At 66.8% G+C, this 22,754-nt stretch carries 25 protein-coding genes, 1 tRNA gene and 1 riboswitch; of the genes, 17 read left to right on the forward strand and 9 right to left on the reverse strand.

Features of this window, described 5'->3' with window-relative positions:
- Positions 1-422 precede the first annotated feature (422 nt).
- The 5 genes from IU452_RS36190 (at position 423) to IU452_RS36210 (ending at position 6,022) form a co-directional block, all read left to right on the forward strand.
- Entirely contained in the window at positions 423-629 is a 207-nt protein-coding gene (locus IU452_RS36190; protein WP_195113770.1) for a cold-shock protein, read from the forward strand.
- 235 nt (positions 630-864) lie between these two features.
- Positions 865-3,750, forward strand: a complete 2,886-nt coding sequence (gene topA / locus IU452_RS36195; protein WP_416382401.1) for a type I DNA topoisomerase — start codon at positions 865-867, stop codon at positions 3,748-3,750.
- Positions 3,751-3,852: 102 nt separating this feature from the next.
- Complete coding sequence (locus IU452_RS36200) at positions 3,853-4,368, forward strand: DUF664 domain-containing protein (RefSeq protein WP_195113771.1); 516 nt, start codon at positions 3,853-3,855, stop codon at positions 4,366-4,368.
- Between the two features lie 273 nt (positions 4,369-4,641).
- Entirely contained in the window at positions 4,642-5,868 is a 1,227-nt protein-coding gene (locus IU452_RS36205; RefSeq protein ID WP_228819336.1) for a DNA polymerase III subunit delta', read from the forward strand.
- Positions 5,869-5,946: 78 nt separating this feature from the next.
- A tRNA-Thr gene (locus IU452_RS36210) sits at positions 5,947-6,022 on the forward strand.
- A gap of 165 nt (positions 6,023-6,187) precedes the next feature.
- Here IU452_RS36210 and IU452_RS36215 read toward each other — a convergent pair.
- Entirely contained in the window at positions 6,188-6,808 is a 621-nt protein-coding gene (locus IU452_RS36215; protein WP_228819337.1) for a site-specific integrase, read from the reverse strand.
- A 420-nt stretch (positions 6,809-7,228) separates the two neighbouring features.
- Here IU452_RS36215 and IU452_RS36220 point away from each other — a divergent pair, with 420 nt between their 5' ends.
- The 5 genes from IU452_RS36220 (at position 7,229) to IU452_RS36240 (ending at position 11,444) form a co-directional block, all read left to right on the forward strand.
- Positions 7,229-7,375, forward strand: a complete 147-nt coding sequence (locus IU452_RS36220) for a hypothetical protein (RefSeq protein WP_195113773.1) — start codon at positions 7,229-7,231, stop codon at positions 7,373-7,375.
- 203 nt (positions 7,376-7,578) lie between these two features.
- A complete protein-coding gene (locus IU452_RS36225; protein ID WP_195113774.1) occupies positions 7,579-8,037 on the forward strand; it encodes a hypothetical protein in 459 nt (152 codons plus the stop codon).
- Between the two features lie 1,516 nt (positions 8,038-9,553).
- Positions 9,554-10,099, forward strand: coding sequence for a hypothetical protein (locus tag IU452_RS36230; protein ID WP_195113775.1), 546 nt, complete (start codon positions 9,554-9,556; stop codon positions 10,097-10,099).
- Positions 10,096-10,920, forward strand: coding sequence for an AAA family ATPase (locus IU452_RS36235; RefSeq protein ID WP_195113776.1), 825 nt, complete (start codon positions 10,096-10,098; stop codon positions 10,918-10,920). Before IU452_RS36230 ends, IU452_RS36235 begins: the two co-directional genes overlap by 4 nt.
- The gene (locus IU452_RS36240) at positions 10,920-11,444 is read left to right on the forward strand and encodes a hypothetical protein (RefSeq protein WP_195113777.1); all 525 of its coding nucleotides are present in this window, start codon (positions 10,920-10,922) and stop codon (positions 11,442-11,444) included. Before IU452_RS36235 ends, IU452_RS36240 begins: the two co-directional genes overlap by 1 nt.
- A gap of 38 nt (positions 11,445-11,482) precedes the next feature.
- Here IU452_RS36240 and IU452_RS39090 read toward each other — a convergent pair whose 3' ends face one another.
- The 3 genes from IU452_RS39090 to IU452_RS36250 form a co-directional block, all read right to left on the reverse strand.
- Positions 11,483-11,617, reverse strand: coding sequence for a hypothetical protein (locus IU452_RS39090; RefSeq protein WP_267467742.1), 135 nt, complete (start codon positions 11,615-11,617; stop codon positions 11,483-11,485).
- Positions 11,618-11,739: 122 nt separating this feature from the next.
- Complete coding sequence (locus tag IU452_RS36245; protein ID WP_195113778.1) at positions 11,740-12,804, reverse strand: diacylglycerol kinase; 1,065 nt, start codon at positions 12,802-12,804, stop codon at positions 11,740-11,742.
- A gap of 10 nt (positions 12,805-12,814) precedes the next feature.
- Positions 12,815-13,603, reverse strand: coding sequence for an SDR family oxidoreductase (locus tag IU452_RS36250; protein WP_195113779.1), 789 nt, complete (start codon positions 13,601-13,603; stop codon positions 12,815-12,817).
- Between the two features lie 108 nt (positions 13,604-13,711).
- Between IU452_RS36250 and IU452_RS36255 the strand changes: the two genes are divergently transcribed.
- Genes IU452_RS36255 through IU452_RS36270 form a run of 4 tightly spaced genes read left to right on the forward strand, consistent with a single transcriptional unit; the run spans position 13,712 to position 15,494 of the window.
- Positions 13,712-14,371: a TetR/AcrR family transcriptional regulator gene (locus IU452_RS36255; RefSeq protein WP_195113780.1), complete on the forward strand. Its 660-nt coding sequence runs from the start codon at positions 13,712-13,714 to the stop codon at positions 14,369-14,371.
- A gap of 11 nt (positions 14,372-14,382) precedes the next feature.
- Complete coding sequence (locus IU452_RS36260) at positions 14,383-14,760, forward strand: glyoxalase superfamily protein (protein WP_195113781.1); 378 nt, start codon at positions 14,383-14,385, stop codon at positions 14,758-14,760.
- Between the two features lie 40 nt (positions 14,761-14,800).
- The gene (locus IU452_RS36265) at positions 14,801-15,250 is read left to right on the forward strand and encodes a DUF2752 domain-containing protein (protein ID WP_195113782.1); all 450 of its coding nucleotides are present in this window, start codon (positions 14,801-14,803) and stop codon (positions 15,248-15,250) included.
- Between the two features lie 55 nt (positions 15,251-15,305).
- Positions 15,306-15,494: a hypothetical protein gene (locus IU452_RS36270; protein ID WP_195113783.1), complete on the forward strand. Its 189-nt coding sequence runs from the start codon at positions 15,306-15,308 to the stop codon at positions 15,492-15,494.
- Positions 15,495-15,522: 28 nt separating this feature from the next.
- Here IU452_RS36270 and IU452_RS36275 read toward each other — a convergent pair whose 3' ends face one another.
- On the reverse strand, positions 15,523-16,842 hold the full coding sequence (locus IU452_RS36275; protein WP_195113784.1) for an aminotransferase class V-fold PLP-dependent enzyme: 1,320 nt from the start codon (positions 16,840-16,842) through the stop codon (positions 15,523-15,525).
- A gap of 44 nt (positions 16,843-16,886) precedes the next feature.
- Positions 16,887-17,000, reverse strand: a riboswitch (SAM riboswitch).
- A 225-nt stretch (positions 17,001-17,225) separates the two neighbouring features.
- On the opposite strand from IU452_RS36275, the gene IU452_RS36280 reads away from it, so the two are divergent.
- Complete coding sequence (locus IU452_RS36280; RefSeq protein ID WP_228819357.1) at positions 17,226-17,876, forward strand: LysE family translocator; 651 nt, start codon at positions 17,226-17,228, stop codon at positions 17,874-17,876.
- Here IU452_RS36280 and IU452_RS36285 read toward each other — a convergent pair.
- From IU452_RS36285 to IU452_RS36295, 3 genes are all read right to left on the reverse strand, one after another.
- On the reverse strand, positions 17,873-18,337 hold the full coding sequence (locus IU452_RS36285) for a flavin reductase family protein (RefSeq protein WP_195113828.1): 465 nt from the start codon (positions 18,335-18,337) through the stop codon (positions 17,873-17,875). The genes IU452_RS36280 and IU452_RS36285 overlap by 4 nt on opposite strands.
- A 265-nt stretch (positions 18,338-18,602) precedes the next feature.
- Complete coding sequence (locus IU452_RS36290; protein ID WP_195113786.1) at positions 18,603-19,076, reverse strand: YbaK/EbsC family protein; 474 nt, start codon at positions 19,074-19,076, stop codon at positions 18,603-18,605.
- 41 nt (positions 19,077-19,117) lie between these two features.
- Complete coding sequence (locus tag IU452_RS36295) at positions 19,118-19,438, reverse strand: 2-oxo-4-hydroxy-4-carboxy-5-ureidoimidazoline decarboxylase (RefSeq protein WP_195113787.1); 321 nt, start codon at positions 19,436-19,438, stop codon at positions 19,118-19,120.
- Between the two features lie 147 nt (positions 19,439-19,585).
- Between IU452_RS36295 and IU452_RS36300 the strand changes: the two genes are divergently transcribed.
- Complete coding sequence (locus IU452_RS36300; RefSeq protein WP_195113788.1) at positions 19,586-20,407, forward strand: crotonase/enoyl-CoA hydratase family protein; 822 nt, start codon at positions 19,586-19,588, stop codon at positions 20,405-20,407.
- A gap of 239 nt (positions 20,408-20,646) precedes the next feature.
- On the opposite strand, the gene ppa is transcribed toward IU452_RS36300, so the two are convergent.
- Positions 20,647-21,138, reverse strand: a complete 492-nt coding sequence (ppa, locus tag IU452_RS36305; protein ID WP_195113789.1) for an inorganic diphosphatase — start codon at positions 21,136-21,138, stop codon at positions 20,647-20,649.
- Positions 21,139-21,324: 186 nt separating this feature from the next.
- Between ppa and IU452_RS36310 the strand changes: the two genes are divergently transcribed.
- Entirely contained in the window at positions 21,325-22,749 is a 1,425-nt protein-coding gene (locus IU452_RS36310) for a D-alanyl-D-alanine carboxypeptidase/D-alanyl-D-alanine-endopeptidase (protein ID WP_195113829.1), read from the forward strand.
- Positions 22,750-22,754: the final 5 nt, after the last annotated feature.

The following is a 22,754-nucleotide window of genomic DNA, read 5'->3' on the forward strand; positions in this document are numbered from 1 at the left end:
CGACACGCAGGGAAAGTGTGAAACGTGTGTGTTGCGAGAGCCCTACCTGCCATTCCACTACCGAGTAGCGACCTGTGTCACAGCCTGTTTGCCTGATGGGCACTCGGTTATCCAAAGGCAAACCTACTCCAAGTACGGATTTGACCATTGCGTGCCTCACCTGCGCATTCGCAAGATCATCTTTTTTGCAAATTGTCGGTAACTCGACTGTTGAATTGCCCGGAGACATGGTTAAGTGGTTCCTGGTCGCAAGCTTCTGTGTTCGAGGGAACGGATCCAAAGTCCAAACCATCAGCAGGATCGATGTTGCGAACGGTGTGCTTGATGCTTCCTGCAGGGGGAACAGAGTACAGCGGTCGGAACGGACCCGGTGGACGAACCTAACTTGTCCGCCGTTCCGGTATGGAAAGAGAAGGAACAGAATGGCACAGGGAACTGTGAAGTGGTTCAACGCGGAGAAGGGGTTCGGCTTCATCGCGCCCGAGGACGGCTCCGCTGACGTCTTCGTCCACTACTCCGAGATCCAGGGGACGGGCTTCCGCACCCTCGAGGAGAACCAGAAGGTCGAGTTCGAGGTTGGCCAGGGCACCAAGGGCCCGCAGGCCACCGGAGTTCGCGCCATCAGCTGAGCGCGTAACAGAGGTCCGATCGCTCGTCCCTCACCGCACTGCGGTGGGGGACGAGCCGTATCCGGGGCAGTACACTCGACCGCAAACCGGGGCATTTCAACATGCCGTGCCCGAGGCGCGGCCATACAACACGGTATAAACGTCTCTGGTGGGAGACATCTGTCTCCTCCGCTTGCCCCAGCCGCGCACTGCGTGCCACACGCCGCGCGGGTCGACAGGAAAGGTGTGTTCGCCGGTGGCAACACGAGACCGCGGTGCAGCGCCGAACTCCCAGGCAGCGCCCGACCAGGGCCGCCCCCTGCGTCGTCTCGTGATCGTCGAGTCGCCGACGAAGGCCAAGAAGATCGCGCCCTATCTCGGCCGTGGCTACACGGTGGAGGCCTCGGTGGGTCATATCCGCGACCTACCGCGCGGCGCGGCCGATGTGCCCGCCAAATACAAAGGTCAGTCCTGGGCCCGCCTGGGCGTCGACGTCGACAACGATTTCGAGCCCATCTACGTGGTCAGCCCGGACAAGAAGGCGAAGGTTTCCGAGCTCAAGAGTCTGCTCAAGGACGCCGACGAGCTCTACCTGGCCACCGACCCCGACCGCGAGGGTGAGGCCATTGCCTGGCATCTGCTCGAGACGCTGAAGCCGAAGGTGCCGGTGCGCCGGATGGTGTTCCACGAGATCACCGAACCGGCCATCCGCGCGGCCGCCGCCGACACGCGCGAGCTCGACAACGATCTGGTCGACGCCCAGGAGACCCGGCGCATCCTGGACCGGCTCTACGGTTACGAGGTCAGCCCCGTGCTGTGGAAGAAGGTCATGCCGCGGCTGTCGGCAGGCCGGGTGCAGTCGGTGGCGACCCGGATCATCGTGCAGCGCGAGCGCGAGCGCATGGCGTTCCGCTCGGCCGAGTACTGGGATATCGCCGCGAAGTTCGACGCCGGTGGTGGCGAGGGCGACGAGGCGAACCCGCGGACCTTCGGGGCCCGGCTGGTGACCGTCGACGGCTCCCGCATCGCCGGTGGCCGCGACTTCGGTGCCGACGGGCAGTTGAAGACGAACGGTGTCACCGTCCTGGACGAGGGCTACGCGCGACGGCTCGCGGAAGCCTTGGAGTCCAGCGAATTCCAGGTCAGCTCGGTCGAATCCAAGCCGTACACCCGCAGGCCGTACGCGCCGTTCATGACCTCGACGCTGCAGCAGGAGGCCGCGCGCAAGCTGCGGTTCAGCTCCGAACGCACGATGCGGGTGGCGCAGCGGCTGTACGAGAACGGCTACATCACCTATATGCGTACCGACTCGACCACGCTGTCGGAGTCGGCCATTGCGGCGGCCCGGGCCCAGGCCACCCAGCTGTACGGCGCCCAGTTCGTGCACCCGACGCCGCGCCAGTACACCCGCAAGGTCAAGAACGCCCAGGAGGCGCACGAGGCGATCCGGCCGGCCGGTGACAGCTTCGCCACGCCCGGACAGCTGGCCTCGCGGCTGGATCAGGACGAGTTCCGGCTCTACGAGCTGATCTGGCAGCGCACCGTCGCATCGCAGATGGCCGACGCCCGCGGCACCACGTTGACCGTCCGGATCACCGGCGTCGCCGGTACGGGCGAGGAGTGTGTGTTCTCGGCGTCCGGCCGCACTATCACCTTCCCCGGCTTCCTGAAGGCCTACGTCGAGAGCGTCGACGAGGACAGCGGCGGCCAGTCCGACGACGCCGAATCGCGGCTGCCCGCGCTCAACGAGGGGCAGGGCGTCACGGCCGCCGAGCTGAACCCCGACGGGCACACGACCAATCCACCCCCGCGCTACAACGAGGCCTCGCTGGTCAAGGCGCTCGAGGAGTTGGGGATCGGCCGCCCGTCGACCTACGCCTCGATCATCAAGACGATCCTGGACCGCGGATACGTGTACAAGCGCGGCAATGCGCTGGTGCCGTCGTGGGTGGCCTTCGCGGTGGTCGGCCTGCTCGAGGAGTACTTCGGCCGGTTGGTGGACTTCGACTTCACCGCGGCCATGGAGGACGATCTCGACGCCATCGCCGGCGGCCGCGAACAACGCGGAAACTGGTTGTCCAGCTTCTATTTCGGCGGCGAGCACGGCGCCGAGGGTTCGGTGGCGCGCTCGGGCGGGCTGAAGAAGATGGTCGGCGAGCGACTCGACGACATCGACGCCCGCGAGATCAACTCGATCAAGCTGTTCACCGACGATCAGGGTCGCGACGTGGTGGTCCGCGTCGGACGGTTCGGGCCGTATCTGGAACGGATGGTGGCCAATCCGGATGATCCGGACGGTGATCCGGTCTCGCAGCGGGCCAATCTGCCCGACGATCTCCCGCCGGACGAACTGACCCCGGAGGTCGCCGAGAAGCTGTTCTCGACGCCGCAGGAGGGGCGTGAGCTCGGTGTGGATCCGGCGACCGGGCACCGAATTGTCGCCAAGGAAGGGCGTTTCGGGCCCTACGTCACCGAGATCCTGCCCGAGTCGAACGAGAACGGCGACGGCAAGAAGGGGTCGAAGAAGGCCGCCGCCAAGCCGCGCACCGGGTCGCTGTTCAAGTCGATGGATCTGGCCACGATCACCCTGGACGAGGCGCTCCGACTGCTGTCGCTGCCGCGGGTGGTGGGTGTGGATCCGGCGTCGGGTGAGGAGATCACCGCGCAGAACGGCCGGTACGGGCCGTATCTGAAGAAGGGAACCGACTCGCGGTCGCTGGCGAGTGAGGATCAGATCTTCACCGTGACGCTGGACGAGGCGTTGAAGATCTACGCCGAGCCCAAGCGGCGGGGCCGTCAGGCGTCGAGCAGTGCGCCGCTGCGGGAACTGGGGACCGATCCGGTCAGCGGGAAGCCGATGGTGATCAAGGACGGCCGGTTCGGGCCGTACGTCACCGACGGCGAGACCAATGCCAGTCTGCGCAAGGGCGACGACGTGGAGTCCATCACCGACGACCGGGCGTCCGAGCTGCTCGCCGACCGCCGGGCCAAGGCGCCGGTGAAGCGGACGGCCAAGAAGTCGGCGAAGAAGACCGCCGTCAAGAAGACCGCGGCCAAGAAGACGACTGCCAAGAAGGCGGCCAAGACCGCGGAGAAGACCCCGGCGAAGAAGGCCACCAAGAAGGCATCCTCGAAGACCTGAGTCCGACGGCCGGAGTGCGCGGAAATCGGACATTGTCCGTTTTCTGTCGGGCCGCTGCCGTAGCGTTTCGAGCCATCCCGACACGCCAGCGGAAGGACTCCGATGACCGCCCCTTCGATCGCGCAGGAACGCCAGGACCTGATAGCCATGCTCGCCGGTCAGCGCGAGTTGTTCCGGATCACCCTGCGCGGCATCGACAATGACCAGGCACGCCAGCGCACCACCGTGAGTGAGCTGACACTGGGCGGGCTGCTGCACCATCTCGTCAGCTGTGAACGGCACTGGTACACCGTGCTGGTCGAGCGCGACGAGAACGCGAAACTCGACGTGTCCAAGTTCGATTCGGAATACCGGATGGGCCCGGAGGAGACGGTAGAGGGCCTGTTGAAAGAGTGGGACACCGTCGCCGAGGACACGGCCCAACTGATCCGAGCCGTCGACAGCCTCGACACCCTCATCCCCACCCCGACCGCGCCGTGGTCACCCGAACGAGAGTGGTGGACGGTCCGATTCACCTTGCTGCACATCTTCCGTGAGATCTCGCACCACTCCGGTCACGCCGACATCATCCGCGAGGCCCTCGACGGCGCCAACACGACGTACCAGCGCGCCTCCTGACCCCGGCCCCACGCCAGCGGCATTCCCGGCGGCCCGTCCGCCCCTGACGCACCGCGAAAGTCCCGCTGTGCTCTCGGCCCCCGTTGGCTGTCCCTGAGTGCCTCGGTGTCCCTGGCGTGCTTCGGCCGGGATCGTGGTGCTGCTCGAAAGCTTGCTGTGCGGAGCATTGTTCTGTCGATTGTTGACGCGGGGAAAGGTGCGTAGTCGAATAGCTCGGCGGGTTGGCTGTTGGGGTGGGCGGCAGAGCGGCGGGGGATGTCGGGGGCGGCGGCTATGGTGTACGGCGTGGCGGGTGTCTTCGATCGGCTGGTGGGTCAGGATGCGGTCGAGTCCGAGCTGACTGCTGCGGCGGTGGCGGCGCGCGGCGGGGTGGCGTCGTCGGCGATGACGCATTCGTGGTTGTTCACCGGGCCGCCGGGATCGGGGCGGTCGGTGGCCGCGCTGTGCTTTGCGGCCGCGCTGCAGTGCACCGATCCGGTGACGCCGGGGTGCGGGCACTGTCACGCGTGCACGACAACCATGGCCGGGACGCACGGCGATGTGCGGCGGGTGGTTCCCGAGGGCCTGAGCATCGGTACCAAGGAGATGCGCGAGATCGTGCAGGTGGCCTCCCGTCGGCCCAGCACCGGCCGGTGGCAGGTGGTGGTTATCGAGGATGCCGACCGGCTCACCGAGGCGGCCGGGAACGTGCTGCTGAAGGTGGTCGAGGAACCGCCGGAGCGAACGGTGTTCCTGCTGTGCGCGCCCTCGGTGGATCCCGAGGATATTTCCGTGACGCTGCGATCGCGCTGCCGCCATGTGCATTTGGTGACGCCGTCCTCCGATGCGATCGCACGGGTCCTGCGGGAGCGCGACGGCCTGGACGCGGATACCGCGGAGTGGGCGGCCTCGGTCAGCGGCGGGCACGTCGGGCGGGCGCGCCGCCTGGCCACCGACGAGGAGGCGCGCGCCCGTCGCAAGCGGGCCCTGGCACTGGTCGCGGCCACGGCCAGGCCCGCCGCGGCGTATGTGGCCGCCGACGAATTGGTGAAGGCCGCCGAGGAGGAGGCCAAACAGGTCAGCGCGGCCCGCGACGAGCGGGAGCGGGAGGAACTGGCGACCGCCCTCGGCGCGGGCGGTACCGGCAAAGGCACCGCCTCGGCGACCCGCGGCTCGGCCGGCATCCTGAAGGATCTGGAACGCCGCCAGAAATCCCGCGCCACCCGCACCGGCCGCGACTCCCTGGACCGCGCACTCATCGATGTGGCCGGTCTCTACCGCGACGCCCTGGCGGTCCGTCTCGGCGCGGCGCGCCCCGACCCGGCCGGTGGCGTCACCCTCACCCACCCCGATCTCCCCGACCAGATCCGCGACCTCGCCACCGAGGTCCGCCCCGAGGGCCTGCTCCGCTCGATCGAGGCCGTCCTCCACTGCCGAGAGGCCCTGGACCTGAACGTCAAACCTCGCTTCGCGGTCGCCGCCATGGTCGCGGGCCTCATCGCCGCCCGCACCCCCAGCTGACCTGGTAACGGGTGAGCGAGACCACCGATTTTCGCGATCCGCCCCCGAGACGATAGACTCGCACCCGCCGCAAGGCACGCCGCCTTAGCTCAGTCGGTAGAGCGCTTCACTCGTAATGAAAAGGTCGGGGGTTCGATTCCCCCAGGCGGCTCCAAGCCGCAGGTGAGGGCCGGTTCCCGGACCCTCATCCGGCACAGATTCGGGACTGAACCCAACTAAGTCCCAACAAATTCGTTCCACGTCAATCCGGCGACGGCTTCGTCGAGCGCTGCCGCAGCGGCGATGTGGACGCGTCCGCGTGCCATGTACTGCCGCTGGGTCATCGAGGGATCTGCATGGCCGAGGACGTCCGCGGTGATGCGACAGACAGTCCGGCGTCGTCCAGAATGGTGGCGACCGCGCCGCGGAAGCTGTGCGCGGTGATGTCGTCGGGGATGCCCAGCGCCTCGCGCACCCGCTGCCATTGGTGCTGGACGTTGTTCGGGTCGCGCAGTGTCCACTCCTCGGATGGGAACACCAGATCGTATTCGGGTTCCTCGCTCGGCGGGTTGTGCTGCTTACGGGCTTCCAGCACCGCTTTTCGACACCGGAGCATCTCAACGACAAAGTCCGGCAAGGCTATTCGGCCTTTGCGGTTCTTCGGGTCGTCCTCGATCTCCAGACGAACCAGTCCTACTCCGGTGATCCGGACGACCTTGCCGGTCGTCTGCAGCGTTTTGCCGTCGAGGTCGATGTCGGACCACAAAAGGACGAGACCTTGGCTGCGCCGCAGGCCGGTACCCGCGAGCAGGGTGATCCAATCCACGAGATCGGCGTCGGCGCAGTACTCCGCCGCCGTGGGCGGCGTATAGGACTTGATCGGCTTACCCCGCTCGCGTTCCTTCTCGGTGAGCTTGCGTGGGCACGGCAGCGTGGAGGTTCGAACCGCGGTGAGAACCATCGGTCCGGGCCAAAACGGCCGAGCCGGACGCCACGCCGACCTGCCGAACCGGCGGCCACGGTGACGACTACGTCTGGCACGTCGGGATGCTGGGACCGCAGATTTGTCCAGACCGATTCGATTGCCGCGACTAAGGATCCAGCGATGGTACTCATCGCATCCTTATCGAAATCCCTTTCACGAGCATCGAGTATTTCGGTCTCGGCAGTGCCAGCAATACCGGAGACGCGATCCGGCTCGCGAATGACATCGGGGCCGAGAAGTCCGCTGCCGCCTGAGGACGGAGCGGCCATCTCGCGAGTCAAGGTGGTAGTGGCATTACCAGGAAGAACTCGGCCTTCCCCTGGCTTCGCACCGGCAACAGACTGGTTGATGACGCACGGAGTACGGCTCCGGCCGACACGGAAGGGGATTGCAGTCATGGGTGATATCGCTACCGGGCGCCCGAAGGCGCTGATCATGATCTCCTCGGCACGGGAGGTGCCGTTGGGCGAACCCGCCGGAACCCGCCTCTCGTCGGGGTTCGTCCTGAGCGAGATGGGCCATGTTGTAGGAATTCGAGCGTGACCACGATCTCGTCTTCGTGCGCGGGAAAACTCGAATGAGGCGTGTCTCCTAGCGTTCGTCGCCGGTACCGCCGGGGCAATGGCCGGGGGCCCGGCGACGAACACGACCTGGCGTCATTTGTCGGCGTTCCCGCGTCCGAACCTGCTGGGCGCACGCACGCCGCGGCCCACCACAGATTTGCTTCGGATCTATAGAGGGAAATCATGTCTGCGAAGAACCGCATCGATCATTTTGTCTGGCTCGTCGAGCCGGAAAATCTGTCGCGTTACGTCAAGCAGATGAGCGAGCTGTTCGAGACAACATTCGACGAAGTTCGCAACGAGTCCGCCGGTGCCCGTGCGATGGTTTCGTGGGATGCCGGACTCGAGTTCGTGGCACCGTATGGTGACTTGGCTGCCGCGGACGCTCTTCGCGCCGTGTTGGCCGAGCGCGGCGAGGGACCGTTCGCGATCGTGGTCCGAGTTCCGTCGATCGACGCGTCGTCCGAGCGCGCCGCCGCGCTCGGTTGGCCAATCGATCGGCAATCGTTCGAGCTGACGGCCGATATGTCGTCGACGACCAAGGTAACCAGCGCGCGCGAACGGGTCATCGGATCCTTCCTGAACACCTCCTTGTTCTTCGCGGAAATCGAATACGCCGACGTCGAGGCCGCCACGTCGTGATCGTCCAGAGCCCGGCGTTCCGCCGGGCTCTGGACGCGGTGTCCTACCGGCAGGCTTCGCTGAACTCGGTCTCTACCAGTACGAAGGGCGAGAAATGGCTGACCACGTTCGTCGCTGCGACCCCATGCCCGGTGCGGCCGTGCTGTCCATCCAACGGCCCGAGGCCCGCAACGCCCTCGGGCTGCCAGGCAGGAGCTTGCGCGAGCGGAGGTACAACTAAGTCCCAGGGGTTGGCCGTGATGAAAGGTCGGGGGTTCGATTCCCCCGGGCGGCTCCACACATTGACCAGGTCAACGGCCAGATCTCTGGTCTTGCCGACCTCCCGGTCCACACGTGCGGGTCCACACACACGAATCTGAGGGTATCCCTTGTCAGCGGGCGCCGCGCACGATCCGTGAGGCTGCCTGTTGCACTCGTTCGATAACCGGCGGGACACTAGAGGTGAGCGGGCACGGCGGCACGAAAATGCGCGGTGTCCTGCAGGATCACCAGCTTTGGAGTCGATGTCGTATGTGGTGGAACCGGCGTTACGAACGAGAGCGACAAGAGCAGCAACGATTGGACGAAGAGTCCGAGCGGCTGCGTGCGGAAAGTTGGAGGAGCCTCCGGGAAGCGCTCAGTAAGATGACGCCCGAGCAGCTGACGGATTACAACCGGCAAATGACTGAAGATTACGATTTTCGTCGGCGCCAACGCAGCCGGCGAGCTTCCTACACGTACGGAGCCGACTCCTCGGCCGCGGATACCGGCTCGTCGTGGTTCCCTTTGGGCCGCCCGACCGGTAGCAGCGGGTACGCAGGGCCTACAGGAAGCTCATCGAGCAGCAATCTCTGGGGAGATCTCGACTATCGCGATTGATGGCTAGCGTTCCTCCACCACACCTGTGTCGATTTGATTGAGCCCCGCCGAGGCCGCTGAGCTGCGTCGATACACCTAGCTTTCCAGCGTGACGGTTAGGACCCCAGAGAAGCAGCGTCTGAGCGGTTATGGAGAACTCCATCGACCGCGAGGCTTTGCTGGCGCCGACCTGGATCCCAATGACCCGGAGGAGTGGGACGGCCAGTGGTGGGTGCAGTTGCTGTTGACATGGCACGGAGTACAACGCGGGATTCGTGGAATCGACCCTGACGATCCGGCACTCGGTGAGCGGACGCCGTCCACAACTGCGGGGTTCGATTCCCCCAGGTGGCTCCAAGTTCTTCCGGGCAGCGGAGCCTCTGACGACAGTTTCGGACGATGGTCTGTCGTCGTAGTGCCGCAAGATGCGTTGTCCTGTCGGTTTCTGAATTGCCTACTTCGCCAACGGGATTGACGGGGCTGGGCGCGCCCACAGCCGCTTCGGGCCGGAGTCGAGCGGGCTCGGTGAACGATTAGGAGCGGGCGAATAATCCGATCGGTCTGTATTTCTAGTTTTCGGGGATTTTCGACGCCGGGTGAGTGTTGCGTTTTCGGCTGTGCGGACGACTATCAGGCAACGGATGGGCGCTGTAGGGCTGATCTCGAGAGGACTCGGCGGATGGTGGATTTCGTTGCGCTGCTTGCGGCGGCTGGGATTTCGCTAGCGGAAAAGGTGATCTTCTCCTGGTTCGAGGAGGGGCGGACGACGGTCAAGGTGTCGCAGCTCGAGAAGCAGATTGCGGAGCTGACCGCCAAGGAATGCGAAAGGGTGAAGATCGAGGAGCACGAGCTTCGGCGAGTCACCGAGGGGATCATCAAGGAGCTCATCGCCGAGTCGCCGAGACTGTCCTATGTCAAACCGCGGTTTCACAAGACCGTGGTGAATCTCGATTTCGATCCGAAGGATCCCGCGTCGTCGAAAGATCTGATGCGGGAACTGCAGGGGCGGCTTGCGGGAATTGCGAAGAAAGAGGTCGCCATGGCGTCGCCTGCCGAGCAGCCGAATATCGGACGAACCGCAGCCGTCGGGTACGAAATAGTTCCACCCGCCACGACCGCACATCCGCCGCGTGTTCGCGCAGCCGAGTCCCGCCACGATCGATCGGCGGAGTTGTTGCGGGAGATGCGGAAGCGGATAACAGACCGGGAAGGCGGCCGCGAGTGAGAGCTTATATCGACGAATCGTTCCGCCGACCGGTGCGTGCACATCTGCTGGCCAATCTGCTTTCGGATGTGCCGACCTATCCGCTGATCCTCGGAGTCTTCGGGCCGCCGGGCGAGGGCAAGACGTTCCAGGTGGAGCGGATCTGCGAGGAACTGGGACTGCGGCAGCACCTGCTCAGCCCCGGGGAGCTCGAAAGCGAGAATGCGGGGGCTCCGGGGCAACTGCTGCGGCGCGAGTATCTGGCCGCCGGTGAGACGACGGAGGACGGCCGTCGAGGAATTCTCGTGATACACGATATCGACACGATATTGGGTAACTGGGGAAGCCTCGTGCAGTACACCGTGAACCGGCAGGTCGTCTACGCACAGCTCATGGCATTCTGTGATTTCCCGACCACTGTCGCGGGAAATCCGGCGGCGCGGGTCCCGATCGTGGTCACCGGAAACAACCCGTCGATCCTGTACGGACCACTGCTGCGGCCCGGACGAATGCGCACGATTCGTTGGCAGCCGACCGGATCCATGCGGGCGAGAATCGTGTCGTATATGTTTCCCGGTGTCGACCCGCGGGAGGTTGCCGAACTCGTTGCGGTATACCGCGACCGGCCGGTGTCGTTCTGGGCAGATGTGCATGCGCTGATCATCGAAAACCGCGTCATGGACGCCATAGACAGCATCGGACCGCCACGGATCAAGGCCGTGCTGTCGAACGGGTCGCGCATCCGGGTACCGAGCGAGGTTCGGTCGATAGACGATCTGGCCAATGCGGCCAAACATTTGGCACAGGCTGACATCCGGTCTGTCGACTACCTGGAGAAATGATGGCCCGGACGATCACACGCACGGAGACGTTCACCCGTTTCAGCCTGCTGGAGCTGCAGATTCGAACAATGCTGCGGGAGGCGGCCGAAATAGAGCCGTCCTCGTTGGACAAGATTTCCCAGGGCTTACGCGAGCCGCACTACATAGAAGTAATCCTGGTGCAGGGACTGTACCGGCGCGGGACGATCGGTGCCGAGCTGAGATTGAAGATCGACTGGCGGACCCATCGGCTGGAACTGAAGTCCGGCGGGGAGAACATTCAGGCGCCGGCGTCCTGGGCGGGCGGCGTGGCGCCGAGCATCGCCGAGGGCGTCCGCACCTTCCTGGTCGCCTGCACGGAGGCCGGCCTCCGACGGGAATGGAGCGTCATCTACGGCCGACAGTTCGACGTCGATGTCGTCAACCGCCACCTCGGTTTCCGCCGCAGCGCCGATCGGCGTTGGGAACGTCCGCCCGAGACCTCTGGACTGCTCGGCTTCGGCCCCCTTCGTGAGGCTTCGCTGGTGGTCAGCCTCGCCGTGTGAGCGGGGCGTGCGGGCCGATTCACCGGCCCGCACACTTCTCAGAAGGGATGGCCCTGAAGGAGTTCGCCGAGGCCGGCGATGACGAACACCACCGGAAACAGGGCCTGAGCTATCGGATTTCCGCTCTCGTAGGCGGCCATGTACGCGTCGAAGGCGGCGGAACCTGAACCCACAGTAGTTCTCCTGATTTCGTTGTCGTGTGGACCTCGTGATCACGGTACCCGAGGGATTTGGAGGGAGCGTTCTAGAATCCGCCTGCGCGGGTTGTGATCTCTCTCATGCGCGGGGACCGGTTTCAGGAGACCAGGCCGCGCCCTGTGGTGAGGGGAAGGTCGAGAGCGGTCAGCAGGCCGGGGCGGGCCTCGACCACGGCCGGGACGGTGTTGACGAGGCGGGCTGCCGTGCCGACGAGACCCGCGCGGGCATGGTCGCCCTGGCTGTAGAGCTGCAGGTCGAGTTGGTAGTCGGGCTCGCCTTCGATTTCCACTCGGTAGCAACCCTTTCCGGCTGGTTGCGGCCAGTCGGGGGCCAGGGACGGGTGCAGCCTGGTGATGTGTTCCAGCACGAGAGCATCACGGCCCGACCGGATTCCGGATACCTGGAAGCGGAGGGCGGCTGCGGTTCCGGCGGCCACGGTGCGTTTGCAGACCTGCAGCGTCTCGGGTGCGGGTAGACGCTCGAAATTCTGTGTGACGCTGTCCAATTCGATATCGAGGGCGGCGGCCAATTGGCGGATCACACTGCCCCAGGCGAGGGTGAGGACGCCGGGCTGCAACAGCATCGGCAGATCCTCGAGCTCGCTGCCGAAGCCCATGATGTCGAACAGCACCTTGGGATTGTCGTAGGTGGAGTAGTCCATGATCTCCGAGCACACGACCCTATCGATGCGCTCGCAGCCGCTGGTCAGCAGCAGCGGCAGCCAGTCGTTGGCCCACCCGGGATCGATGCCGTTGACCCACAGCGAGGCACCCCCGGCTTCGGCGGCCTCGACGATCGGGTCGATGGCCTCCGAAGGTAGTGTGCCATAGGGGAATTGGAGGAATACCGGGCTGCTCGACACCACATTGATGCCCGCGCGCAGAAACGATTTCAGGTCCTCGACCGCCTCTATCAGCCGATCGTCGGCCATGGCCGTGTGCACGATGCAGTCGGGTTTCAACGCGAGCAGCGTCTGTGCGTCGGTGGTGGCGACGATGCCGGTGGGTTCGTCGAGTCCGGCCAGTTCGGCGGCGTCCTTACCGGCCTTGGCGGGGCCGGACACCCATACTCCGACGAGTTCGAGATCGGGCCGGGCGATGATGGACCGCAACGCCCACCGGCCGACATTGCCGGTGCTCCACTGCACTACGCGATAGGTCATCGCACACTCCTCACAGATCCGGAAGGCCCAGGTCGAGATTCGGACTCTCGATGCCCCCGTCGATTTCGAGCACCTTGCCGGAGACGTAGCCGCCTGCGGGTGAGCACAGGTAGACGATCCCCGCCGCGATCTCCCAGGGCTGTCCGAGGCGGCGCAGGGGTGTGGCGGCCTCCATGTCGGCCTTGATTTCCGGTTGCTGGGCAACGACTTCCAGCGCCGAGGTGAGCACGGAACCGACCGCGATCGCATTGACACGGATACGGGGAGCGAGATCGGTTGCGGCCAGGCGGGTCCAGTGCGCGAGGGCCGCCTTGGCGGTGCCGTAGGCGAGAAAGCCGCGACCGGCCGCCCGGCCCATCATCGAGGAGATGTTGACCACGCAGCCGCCATCCCCTTGCAGCATGTGCGGAACCGCGGCCTGGGTGAGCGTGTGCGCGGTGGAGACGTTGAAACGGAAGGCCTCCTCGAGGAAATCCGTCGTCGTGGTCAGGAAGGTGTTCGGCATGGTGCCGCCGACATTGTTGACGACGATATCGATGCGGCCGAGTTCGGCGGCGGCGGTTTCGGCGAATGCGGAGACCGTGGACAGGTCCGACAGATCGCAGGGCACGGTCACGGCCCGACGGCCCAGTGCCCTGATCTTGCCCGCCACCTCGTCCAATTGCTCGGCGGTGCGGGCCGCGATGGCGACATCGGCCCCCGCCTCGGCCAGGGCGAGTGCAGTCGCGGCGCCGATACCGCGGCCCGCGCCGGTGACGACGGCGACGCGGCCGTCCAAGCGGAAAGTATCGAGAATCATTGCGGGCGTCCCTCTTCCGTGACAGGCATCACAAGCAGTGTTAAGAGATGGTGCTTAACTGTCAAGGAGTAGTACTCAAAATGCTGGTGGGCGGCTATGGTTCGGGCTGTGGAAGCGATATCGGCCCGGGAGCGCCTCATCGAAGCGGCCGAGCGGCTGATCGCCGAGCGTGGTTCGGCGGTCCCGCTGCGCGACATTGCCGCCGCGGCGGGTCAGCGCAACAACTCGGCGATCCAGTACCACTTCGGTTCTCGCGACGGCTTGGTCGCGGCCGTGGTGGAACACCGGCTGGCGACACTCGAGGTGCGGCGGTTGGAGTTGCTCGCCGAGCGGGCAGGGGCCGCCGAACCCGACACCGTGCACGGTTTGTTGGAGGCGTTGGTATTTCCCATGTTCGAGTTGGGTGCCCGTCACGGAATAGGGCACTACGCACGGTTTTTGGAGCAGATCCGCACCCATCCCTCGGTGACCGACGCCGCCAATCTCGACGACGACCGCCGCACCTCTGTGCGGGTGATCATGCGCGGCCTCGACCGCGCGCTCCCCGAACTGCCGCCGCGCCTGCGGGTGCGGCGGTTGCGCACATTGCCGACCGTGCTGTTCGCGCTGCTGGCCGATCACGAGCGGGCGGTCGAGGCGGGCCGGGTGGCTGCGGACGATACGTCGGCGTGGGGCGAGGTTGTCGACATGCTCGTCGGTGTGCTCACCGCCCCGGTCGGCGAGCGGACCGCGCGGCAAAGACCTGTGAAACTCACGAAAGGTCTGTGAGGATGGCGGGTATGGCCTCCGATTCGATTCGTCTCGCCCCGCCGATTCCCGTGCTGCGCATCTTCGATGTCGCCAAAGCGTACGAATTCTATTGTGAATACCTAGGTTTCACTGTGGACTGGGAGCATCGGTTCGAACCGGACCTCCCGCTGTATGCACAGCTGTCTCGCTCCGAGGCCGTGCTCCACCTGAGCGAGCACCATGGCGACGGCACCCCGGGCACCGTGGTGTGGATCGCGGTCGCGGATATCCACGGCCTGCATGCCGAACTCGCGGGCAAGGATTACGGCTACGCCAGGCCGGGCAGCCCCGAGGACGGCCCCGGCGGGCCGGGCTTCGACATCACCGACCCGTTCGGCAACAGCCTGCGCTTCGCCCAGCCGGACTGACCTGGCGGATCGGGTTGGCCGACCGCTACCGTGGACGACTGTGGACACCGCGCATGTGCTGCCCGTCGGGGCGCAGACACGATCGGGGTGGCGGTCTTCGGGGCAACCCCTGCTCGTCGCCGGTGCGGCGGCCGCCGCGGTGGCGGTTCTGCATTTTCGCGATCCCCATGGGTACGGGTCCTACGGCCTGTGCCCGTTCTATGTGTTGACCGGATGGTGGTGTCCGGGCTGCGGTGGATTGCGGGCCGTTCACAATCTCACCGACGGCCGGGTTCTCGATGCTGTGCACAGCAATGTCTTTGTGCTGCCGTTGCTGGTGGGGGCGGTCGTGTGGTGGGCGAGCTGGGCGCTGGACCGTTGGCGCGGGCGGCCGCCTCGCCCGTTCCCGCTCGCGCTCGGCCGCACCGGCTGGGCGGTCGTTCTCACGCTGCTCACGGCGTTCACCGTGCTGCGCAACACCCCGTGGGGCGGGTGGCTGGCGCCGGTGTGAGCAAACCGCGGCGTGGTTGTGGGGATAACCCGGCCGCGCTGGGCATGCTCACACTATGGCTGATTCCTTGAAGGCGCGGGTGCGCGAGAAGATACTGCGGCAACTGAACGAGGACGGCGCCCCCGATCCGGAACAGGATGATCCCCGCCAGATCTCGGTGCAGAACGATCTGGAGGCCCTGGACGCCGTCGACGATGGCCATCCCTTGGTGGAAGAACTCGCCGAGCGCTACCTGACGCCGTGACGCCCCGGGTGCGCGGCACCCTGCCGGATCAGAATGTGCAGGGTGCCGCACCCGCGCCCGCGTCGGAGGTCAACCGCGGTCGCGTTTCGGGAACCGGGTTCCACTGCCCGGACGTGCAGGCGTAGTTCCAGCGCGGACCCTGGGCCACCAGCGTGGCGACGGCCTCGATCAGGCGGTCCACATCGGCGGCCGAGGTGCCCAGCCCGATGCTCGCCCGCAGGGCGCCGTCCACGCCGAGGTGGGCCAGCAACGGGTGCGCGCAGAATCGGCCGTCGCGCACCCCGATGCCGTGTTCGGCGGACAGATAGGCGGCGACGCGGCCCGGCTCGAAACCGTCCAGGGTGAACGCGACGATGCCGACGCTGTCCGCGCTGTCCGACCAGATGCGCAGGAACTGTACTCCGGCAATGGCTTTCAGGCCGTCGCACAGGCGCTGCGCCAGCCGGCGCTCATGGTCGACGACGGTCTGTTCGTCCAGTTCGCCCAGTGTGTCGCAGGCCGCGGCCAAGGCGGCGACGCCGAGCACGTTCGGCGACCCGGCCTCGTGCCGCTGCGGCGCGGGCGCCCATTCGGCGTCGGTCGCGCTGACCTGCGTGACCGCGCCGCCACCGGCCAGATACGGTGCGGCGGCGTCGAGCCAATCCCGGCGGCCGACCAGCACCCCGGCGCCGAACGGCGCATACAGCTTGTGTCCGGAGAACGCCAGGTAGTCGATGCCGCTCGCCTGCAGATCGATGCGCCGATGCGGCGCCAACTGCGCGGCGTCGACCAGGATGCGGGCGCCGCACTGATGGGCGATGGTGGCCAGGCGCTCCAGCGGCAGCACCTCGCCGGTGACATTGGAGGCGCCGGTGACCGCAAGCAGCGCAGCAGGTTTCGCGCACAGCTCGGCGACCACGCGGCGGATGGTCTCGGCGACGGTGTCCGCGGCGGGCACCACGCGGCGGCCGTGCCGGGTCCAGGGCAGGAAGTTGGCGTGGTGTTCGATGTCGAGCACCACGGTGTCGCCGGGGACACAGGAGGCCAGCAGGTTCAGCGAGTCGGTGGTGTTGCGGGTGAAGACCACGACCTGATCGTCGGCGCAGTTCAGGAAGCGGGCCACCGAACCGCGGGCGTTCTCGTAGCAGTCGGTGGAGATGCGGGAGGCGTAGCCGGCGCCGCGGTGCACGCTCGCGTAGAACGGCAGCAGCTCGGTCACCCGGTCGGTGACCTGGGCCAGTGCGGGGGCGCTGGCGGCATAGTCGAAATTGGCGTAGGTGCGAGTCCCGCCCTGTACCAACGGAACTCGCAAATCACATCCGGAGACGCGAGCGAGGGCGGCGCAGGTCTGATCGAGTACGGCAGTCAACGGGTAATCCCTTCGGCTCAGGGACTCCGGAAATCGGTGAACGGAGTCCGCGCTTGCCGCGCCCGGTCGGGCTGCGGCCCGGTCGTCACCCGGAGCACCCCACCGCGGAGGAGGGTTGCCGGCCAGCAAGCCGGGGCTTGACGCTGGCACTCATGACCTGAGCCAGAGATTGGCAGACGGAGAGCGATCTTGTCAACCCCGGCGAAGGACGTGCCGGGGTCGTGGGTGGGGGTGTGCCGGGGTAGTGGGTGGGGGTGTGCCGGGGTGGAGGAGGGTGGGAGCGTGCTGGGACGGGCGGGTGAAGGCGTGCAGTGAGAGTGCGAGGGGGTGCGTGGGGAGAAGGTGGGGATAACCGCTTGATTTGGGGGGTGGGGTCGGCTGTTATGGGTGGGGTGAGCTGGTCCCTGCTGGTCGGTTTTGTTGGGCTGTGCGTGTTGTTGTCGATTACGCCGGGGCCCGATTCGTTTCTGGTGCTGCGGTATTCGATTGTGGGGCGGCGGCCGGCGGTGGCGGCGGCTATCGGGTCGGCGGTGGGGGGCATCGTGTGGGCGGCGGTGGTTGCGGCCGGGGTGGCGGCGCTATTGGAGCAGTCGGCGACGGCCTATCGCGTGGTGAAGGTGATCGGCGGGATCTACCTGGTGTACTTGGGGATTCGGACGATCGTCGAGCAGCGGCGGGCGCGGGCGCGGGCCGCGCGGGCGGGTACGCCGGAAGATGCTGCGGCGCTGCGCCAATCGGTGTCGGTTCGATCCGCGTTCACCGCGGGCCTGCTGTCGTGCCTGCTCAATCCGAAGGTGGGCCTGTTCTATCTGGCCGTGCTGCCGCAGTTCCTGACCGAGGTGACCTTCGCCAACACCCTCGCCCTCGGTGCCATCGAAGCAACGGTCGCCGCCGTGGAAATGGTGTTGCTGGCCATGGCCGCGTCGCGGTTGGCGGGACTGCTGCGGCGGCAGTCGGTGCGGGATCGGCTGGAGCAGATCAGCGCGGGAGTGCTTGCGGCACTGGGGATCGGAACGGCCGCGTCGGCCAGTTAGTCGAGTTCGGTGGCGCGGTGGTAGCCGCCGTTGTAGTAGAGCAGCGGGGCGGCGATCGGCTGCTCGTCGGTGTTGTCGTACACGTGCGTGACCAGGCCCACCACCAGGGTGTGATCGCCGATCGGGATGAGCTGCTGCACCATGGCCCGCACCCAGATCGGCGTGCCGTGCAGCACCGGTTCGCCGGTGTCGAGCGTCGTCCACAGCGATTCGTCGGCGAAACGCTCCTCGGCGGCACGGGAAAAGCGTTGGGCGAGATGTTGTTGATGGTCGCCCAGGAAGTGCACCACCACCGAGTCGGCGGCGAGCATGGCCTCGATGCTGGAGGAGGTGTGGGCGATGTTGAACGAGATCAGCGGCGGTTCCAACGACAGCGAGGCGAACGAGGTCGCGGTGAAACCCACCGGACCGCTGCCGGAATTCAGCGTGACGATCGTCACTCCGGATGGATAGTGGCGCATGGCGGATCGGTACTGCCCGGCGGTGATGCCGTTGAGGTCCTCGGGCACGCGTAGTCGCTTGCTCACGACGTCACCTCGCTGGCGCTCGGGGCCGCCGTGCGCGACGCGCGCTGTACTGATGGTTCACTCGCAAGCTCGCTCACGACGTCACCTCGCTGGCGCTCGGGGCCGCCGTGCGCGATGCGCGCTGTACTGATCGTTCACTCGCAAGCTCGCTCACAGCCCTAACCTACGTCGGCGACGGCGATGGTATTCCGAACACCGGTCAATCCACATCGATCGCCAGCCCCGCGGTAATGCGCAGCAACTCGGTGTACGACGTGCGAAACACCGTATTGGGATGTCCGGCGGCGGCCCACAGCTCCCGATGTCGCGACAGCGCGTTGTCCACGTAGGTGGGCAGGTTGGCGGGGTGCCCGACGGGGGCGACGCCGCCGATCGGCTGCCCCGTCACCTCCCGGACCAGAGTGGCCGGTGCGCGGGTCAGCCTGCCCTGCAGGCGCGCGCCGGTGCGTTCCAGGTCGACCTGGTGGGCGCCGGATACCAGCAGCAGCACAGGATCGTCGTCGAGCAGGAACACCAGCGATTTGGTGATCGCCCCCACCTCCACACCGAGCGCCTGCGCGGCCTGTTCGGCGGTGTGCGTCGGCTCGGGTTGGGTGACGATCACGCCGTGATGGCCGCGCGCGATCAGCGTGTCCGACACCCGGGATGCGACGGGAGGCAACGACCTGCGCATGGCACCAGCCTAGAGGCGAGTGCCGGTTACGGCTGGGCGAATCAGTATTCGGGATAGCCTTCGACCGGACCGAGCATTCGGTCCAGGTGTTTCCTGGTGATCCGGGCCAACTCCTGCACCGAGCGTGCCGAAAGCTGCTCATGCACAACCGAATCCAAGGCGCGTTGCAGATCGGCCCGGGACAGGGCCAGCAGTTCGACATCGGCGGCGGCGAACAAGGCCTCGCGATCCGGATAGGGACGGCCGTCGGCGATCTTCTCCGCCCACGTCACATTGCAGCAGCATTCGTACAGGGCGTGTACGGCGCGGCTGCGGGGGAGTGCATTGAAACGATCCAGGCCGAGGCCCTGGTGCATCAACATGGTGGCCTCCGGAACCGGTGGCGGCGGTGTGGCTGGCGCATTACATGATCCGTCTTGTATCGGCCCGGGAACCACTGCCGCACAGCACATTTAGCACAAGTTTTACGCGGCCGCAGGGGGCCCTGACAGGGTCGCTACGCTGGGCGAATGACCGAATGGAAGGCCTTTACAGTCGAGAGCAGCGATCATGTCGCCCGGGTGACGCTGACCGGTCCCGGCCGCGGCAATGCCATGGGACCGGACTTCTGGCGCGAGCTGCCGCTGATCTTCGGTGAGCTCGACGCCGATCCCGAGGTGCGCGCGATCGTGCTCACCGGCTCGGGCTCGCACTTCTCCTACGGGCTGGACCTGCCGGCGATGAGCCCGATGTTCGGCCCGCTGCTGGCCGAGAAGGCGCTGGCCGCCCCGCGCACGGCCTTCCTGGACGAGATCCGCCGCATGCAGTCGTCGGTGACGGCGGTGGCCGACTGCCGCAAGCCCGTGATCGCCGCGGTCTCCGGCTGGTGCGTCGGCGGCGGGCTGGATCTGATCGCCGCCGCCGACATCCGCCTGGCCGGCGCCGATGCGCGCTTCAGCCTGCGCGAGGCGAAGGTGGCGATCGTGGCCGATATCGGATCGCTGCACCGGCTGCCCGGCATCATCGGCGAGGGGCATCTGCGCGAACTCGCCTATACCGGCAAGGACATCGACGCCGCCCGGGCGGAGAAGATCGGCCTGGTCAACGACGTGTATCCGGATCAGCAGGCGGTGCTGGACGCCGCGCACGCGCTGGCGAGCGAGATCGCCGCCAATCCGCCGCTGGTGGTGCAGGGCGTCAAGGATGTGCTGGATCAGCCCAAGGCCGGGCGGATCGCCGACGGTTTGCGGTACGTGTCGGCGTGGAATGCGGCATTCCTGCCGTCGGAGGATCTCGGCGAGGCGATGGCGGCGGTATTCGAGAAGCGGCCGCCGGTTTTCCGCGGAGAGTGATTCGCGCATTTCGGACAGGGACAGCGATCCGAGGTGCGGACTGCGACCGTCCCGCACTAGCGTGAAGTCGCGGAATTCGGCCGTGTGCAGGAACATTCGGGCGGCCGGAACCGAGATGGCCGACCGCGCGGCCATCGTCGCTCGGGGGGTCGGCGGTGGCGGCCAGAGTCGACCGACCCGAGCGCTCGGTGAGAGATTCGCAATCCGGATCTCCCACCGAGCGTTCGCCCGCGGGGCGCTCAGTGGCCGCCCTGCTCCTTCAGCCGCTCGAAGGCCTCCACGACCAGGGATTCGGCCTTGGCCTTGCCGTCCCAGCCCTCGACCTTGACCCACTTGCCCGGCTCCAGGTCCTTGTAGTGCTCGAAGAAGTGCTCGATGGCCTTGCGGTCGAATTCCGGAATGTCGGCGACGTCCTGGATGTGGTTCCAGCGCTTGTCGCCGGCCGGCACCGCCACGATCTTCTCGTCGCCGCCGGCCTCGTCGCTCATCAGCAGAACGCCCACCGGCCGGGCCTCGACGATCACGCCGGGGAACACCGACTCCGGCAGCAGGACCAGGCAGTCCAGCGGGTCGCCGTCGGAGCCGAGGCTGTTCTCGATGTAGCCGTAGTCGGCGGGGTAGACCATCGGGGTGTAGAGGTAGCGGTCCAGGCGCACGCGGCCGGTTTCGTGGTCGACCTCGTATTTGTTGCGCTGACCCTTGGGGATCTCGATGGTGACGTCGAACTCCACGTCATCTCCTTCGTTGTGCGGGGCTGCCGACTCGCCAGCTCGTTCGGGGGAACGCCGGCGAGGTGAGGATAGTGTGGTCGGCGGGCGCGTGGGTGCGGCAGGACGGGTGATCAGGGAGACAACGGTCAGGTGCTTGGTCGAAGCAGTAGGAATGACGGTGGACTGGCCGTGCGTCGGCGCCGCCACATGTGGATCGGGGTGAGTGCCGCACTGGTCGTGGTGCTGGTCGCCGCGGCGGTGGTCCTGGTCACGGTGCGGCCGTGGACCGAGGAATTCCGGCACGGCGGCTTGACGATCGCCGCGCCGCCCGCACCGGTGAAACCCTTTCCCCAGGTGCGTCCGGCCCCGCCGAATGCGCCGGAACCCGATCCGCAGCGGTTGGCCGCCCAGCTGGCACCGGTGGTCGCCAACCCGGATCTGGGCGCCTTCTCCGGCTCGGTGACCGACGCCGACACCGGGACCGTGCTGTGGAGCACGGCCGCGGACAAGCCGGTCATCCCGGCCTCCACCGCGAAGGTCCTGACGGCCGCCGCCGCGCTGCTGGTGCTGCCGCCGGATCAGCGCGTCACCACGCGGGTGGTCGCGGGGGCGAATCCGAACGAGGTGGTGCTCGTCGGCGGCGGGGATCCCACGCTGACCGCGCAGGCCGACGGGAAGGGTTACTACCCGAACGGCCCGCGGCTGTCGGATCTGGTGGCGCAGATCCGCGCGTCCGGCCGCGCCGTCGACACCGTGCTGGTGGACACCTCCCTGTATCCGGGCCCGCCCTGGCCCGCGGGCTGGGATCCGATCGATATCGCCGGCGGCTCCTGGGCTCCGATCGAATCGGTGATGATCGACGGTGGCCGGTTGGATCCGCTGGTCGAATACTCCCCCCGCACCCCTACCCCGGCCTTGGACGCCGGGCGGCGCCTGGCGACGGAGTTGGGCCTGGACCCGGCCAAGGTGCGCGCGGGCAAGGCACCCGCGGGGGCCGCCGAGATCGCGCATGTGCAGTCGGCGCCGCTGCGGGACCGGCTGCGGGACATGATGGTTCACTCCGATGACGTACTCGCCGAGACGATCGGCCGGGAGATCGCCGCGGCGACCGGCGCCGAGCAGAGCTTCGCCGGGGCGGCCGCGGCGACCAAGACCGCGCTCGACGCCGCCGGTTTCGACACCACCGGCCTGACCTTGCTCGACAACAGCGGATTGTCCACCGACGACCGCATTCCGGCGCGCCTGCTCGATCGTGTCCTCGCCGTGGCGGCCGCGCCGCAGCCCGGCCCGGCACCGGACCGGACCGGCCGCACGAGCACGTCGGCGGTCAACACCGGTGGATCGACAGACCTCGGCTCACCGCTGGCCCCGCTGCTGGACTATCTGCCGGTCGCGGGCGGTACCGGCTCGCTGGCCGGGCGGTTCGTCACCGCGCGCGATCACACGGGCGCGGGCTGGGTGCGGGCGAAAACCGGAACTCTGTCGGTATCGAGCGCGTTGGCAGGGTATGTGCTGGACAGCGATGGTCGCGTACTGACCTTCGCGCTGATGTCGAACGATCGCCCACCGGAGGCGAGCCGTCCGGCGTTGGATGCGATCGCTGCCACGCTGCGCAACTGTGGATGCTCATGACGGGT

Source organism: Nocardia transvalensis (genome assembly GCF_015477765.1).
Classification (GTDB): Bacteria; Actinomycetota; Actinomycetes; order Mycobacteriales; family Mycobacteriaceae; genus Nocardia; species Nocardia transvalensis_A.

Bases quoted from the DNA above. Each gene is read 5' to 3' on its own strand.
- IU452_RS36220 (WP_195113773.1), top strand. From the start codon at position 7,229: ATGGGTGATATCGCTACCGGGCGCCCGAAGGCGCTGATCATGATCTCC.
- IU452_RS36250 (WP_195113779.1), bottom strand. From the start codon at position 13,603: ATGATTCTCGATACTTTCCGCTTGGACGGCCGCGTCGCCGTCGTCACC.
- IU452_RS36280 (WP_228819357.1), top strand. From the start codon at position 17,226: ATGGGTGGGGTGAGCTGGTCCCTGCTGGTCGGTTTTGTTGGGCTGTGC.
- IU452_RS36200 (WP_195113771.1), top strand. From the start codon at position 3,853: ATGACCGCCCCTTCGATCGCGCAGGAACGCCAGGACCTGATAGCCATG.
- IU452_RS36205 (WP_228819336.1), top strand. From the start codon at position 4,642: ATGGTGTACGGCGTGGCGGGTGTCTTCGATCGGCTGGTGGGTCAGGAT.
- IU452_RS36310 (WP_195113829.1), top strand. From the start codon at position 21,325: ATGTGGATCGGGGTGAGTGCCGCACTGGTCGTGGTGCTGGTCGCCGCG.
- IU452_RS36225 (WP_195113774.1), top strand. From the start codon at position 7,579: ATGTCTGCGAAGAACCGCATCGATCATTTTGTCTGGCTCGTCGAGCCG.
- IU452_RS36290 (WP_195113786.1), bottom strand. From the start codon at position 19,076: ATGCGCAGGTCGTTGCCTCCCGTCGCATCCCGGGTGTCGGACACGCTG.
- IU452_RS36190 (WP_195113770.1), top strand. From the start codon at position 423: ATGGCACAGGGAACTGTGAAGTGGTTCAACGCGGAGAAGGGGTTCGGC.
- IU452_RS36300 (WP_195113788.1), top strand. From the start codon at position 19,586: ATGACCGAATGGAAGGCCTTTACAGTCGAGAGCAGCGATCATGTCGCC.
- IU452_RS36240 (WP_195113777.1), top strand. From the start codon at position 10,920: ATGGCCCGGACGATCACACGCACGGAGACGTTCACCCGTTTCAGCCTG.
- IU452_RS36295 (WP_195113787.1), bottom strand. From the start codon at position 19,438: ATGTTGATGCACCAGGGCCTCGGCCTGGATCGTTTCAATGCACTCCCC.
- IU452_RS36285 (WP_195113828.1), bottom strand. From the start codon at position 18,337: ATGCGCCACTATCCATCCGGAGTGACGATCGTCACGCTGAATTCCGGC.
- IU452_RS36245 (WP_195113778.1), bottom strand. From the start codon at position 12,804: ATGACCTATCGCGTAGTGCAGTGGAGCACCGGCAATGTCGGCCGGTGG.
- IU452_RS36230 (WP_195113775.1), top strand. From the start codon at position 9,554: ATGGTGGATTTCGTTGCGCTGCTTGCGGCGGCTGGGATTTCGCTAGCG.
- IU452_RS36215 (WP_228819337.1), bottom strand. From the start codon at position 6,808: ATGGTTCTCACCGCGGTTCGAACCTCCACGCTGCCGTGCCCACGCAAG.
- IU452_RS36270 (WP_195113783.1), top strand. From the start codon at position 15,306: ATGGCTGATTCCTTGAAGGCGCGGGTGCGCGAGAAGATACTGCGGCAA.
- IU452_RS36260 (WP_195113781.1), top strand. From the start codon at position 14,383: ATGGCCTCCGATTCGATTCGTCTCGCCCCGCCGATTCCCGTGCTGCGC.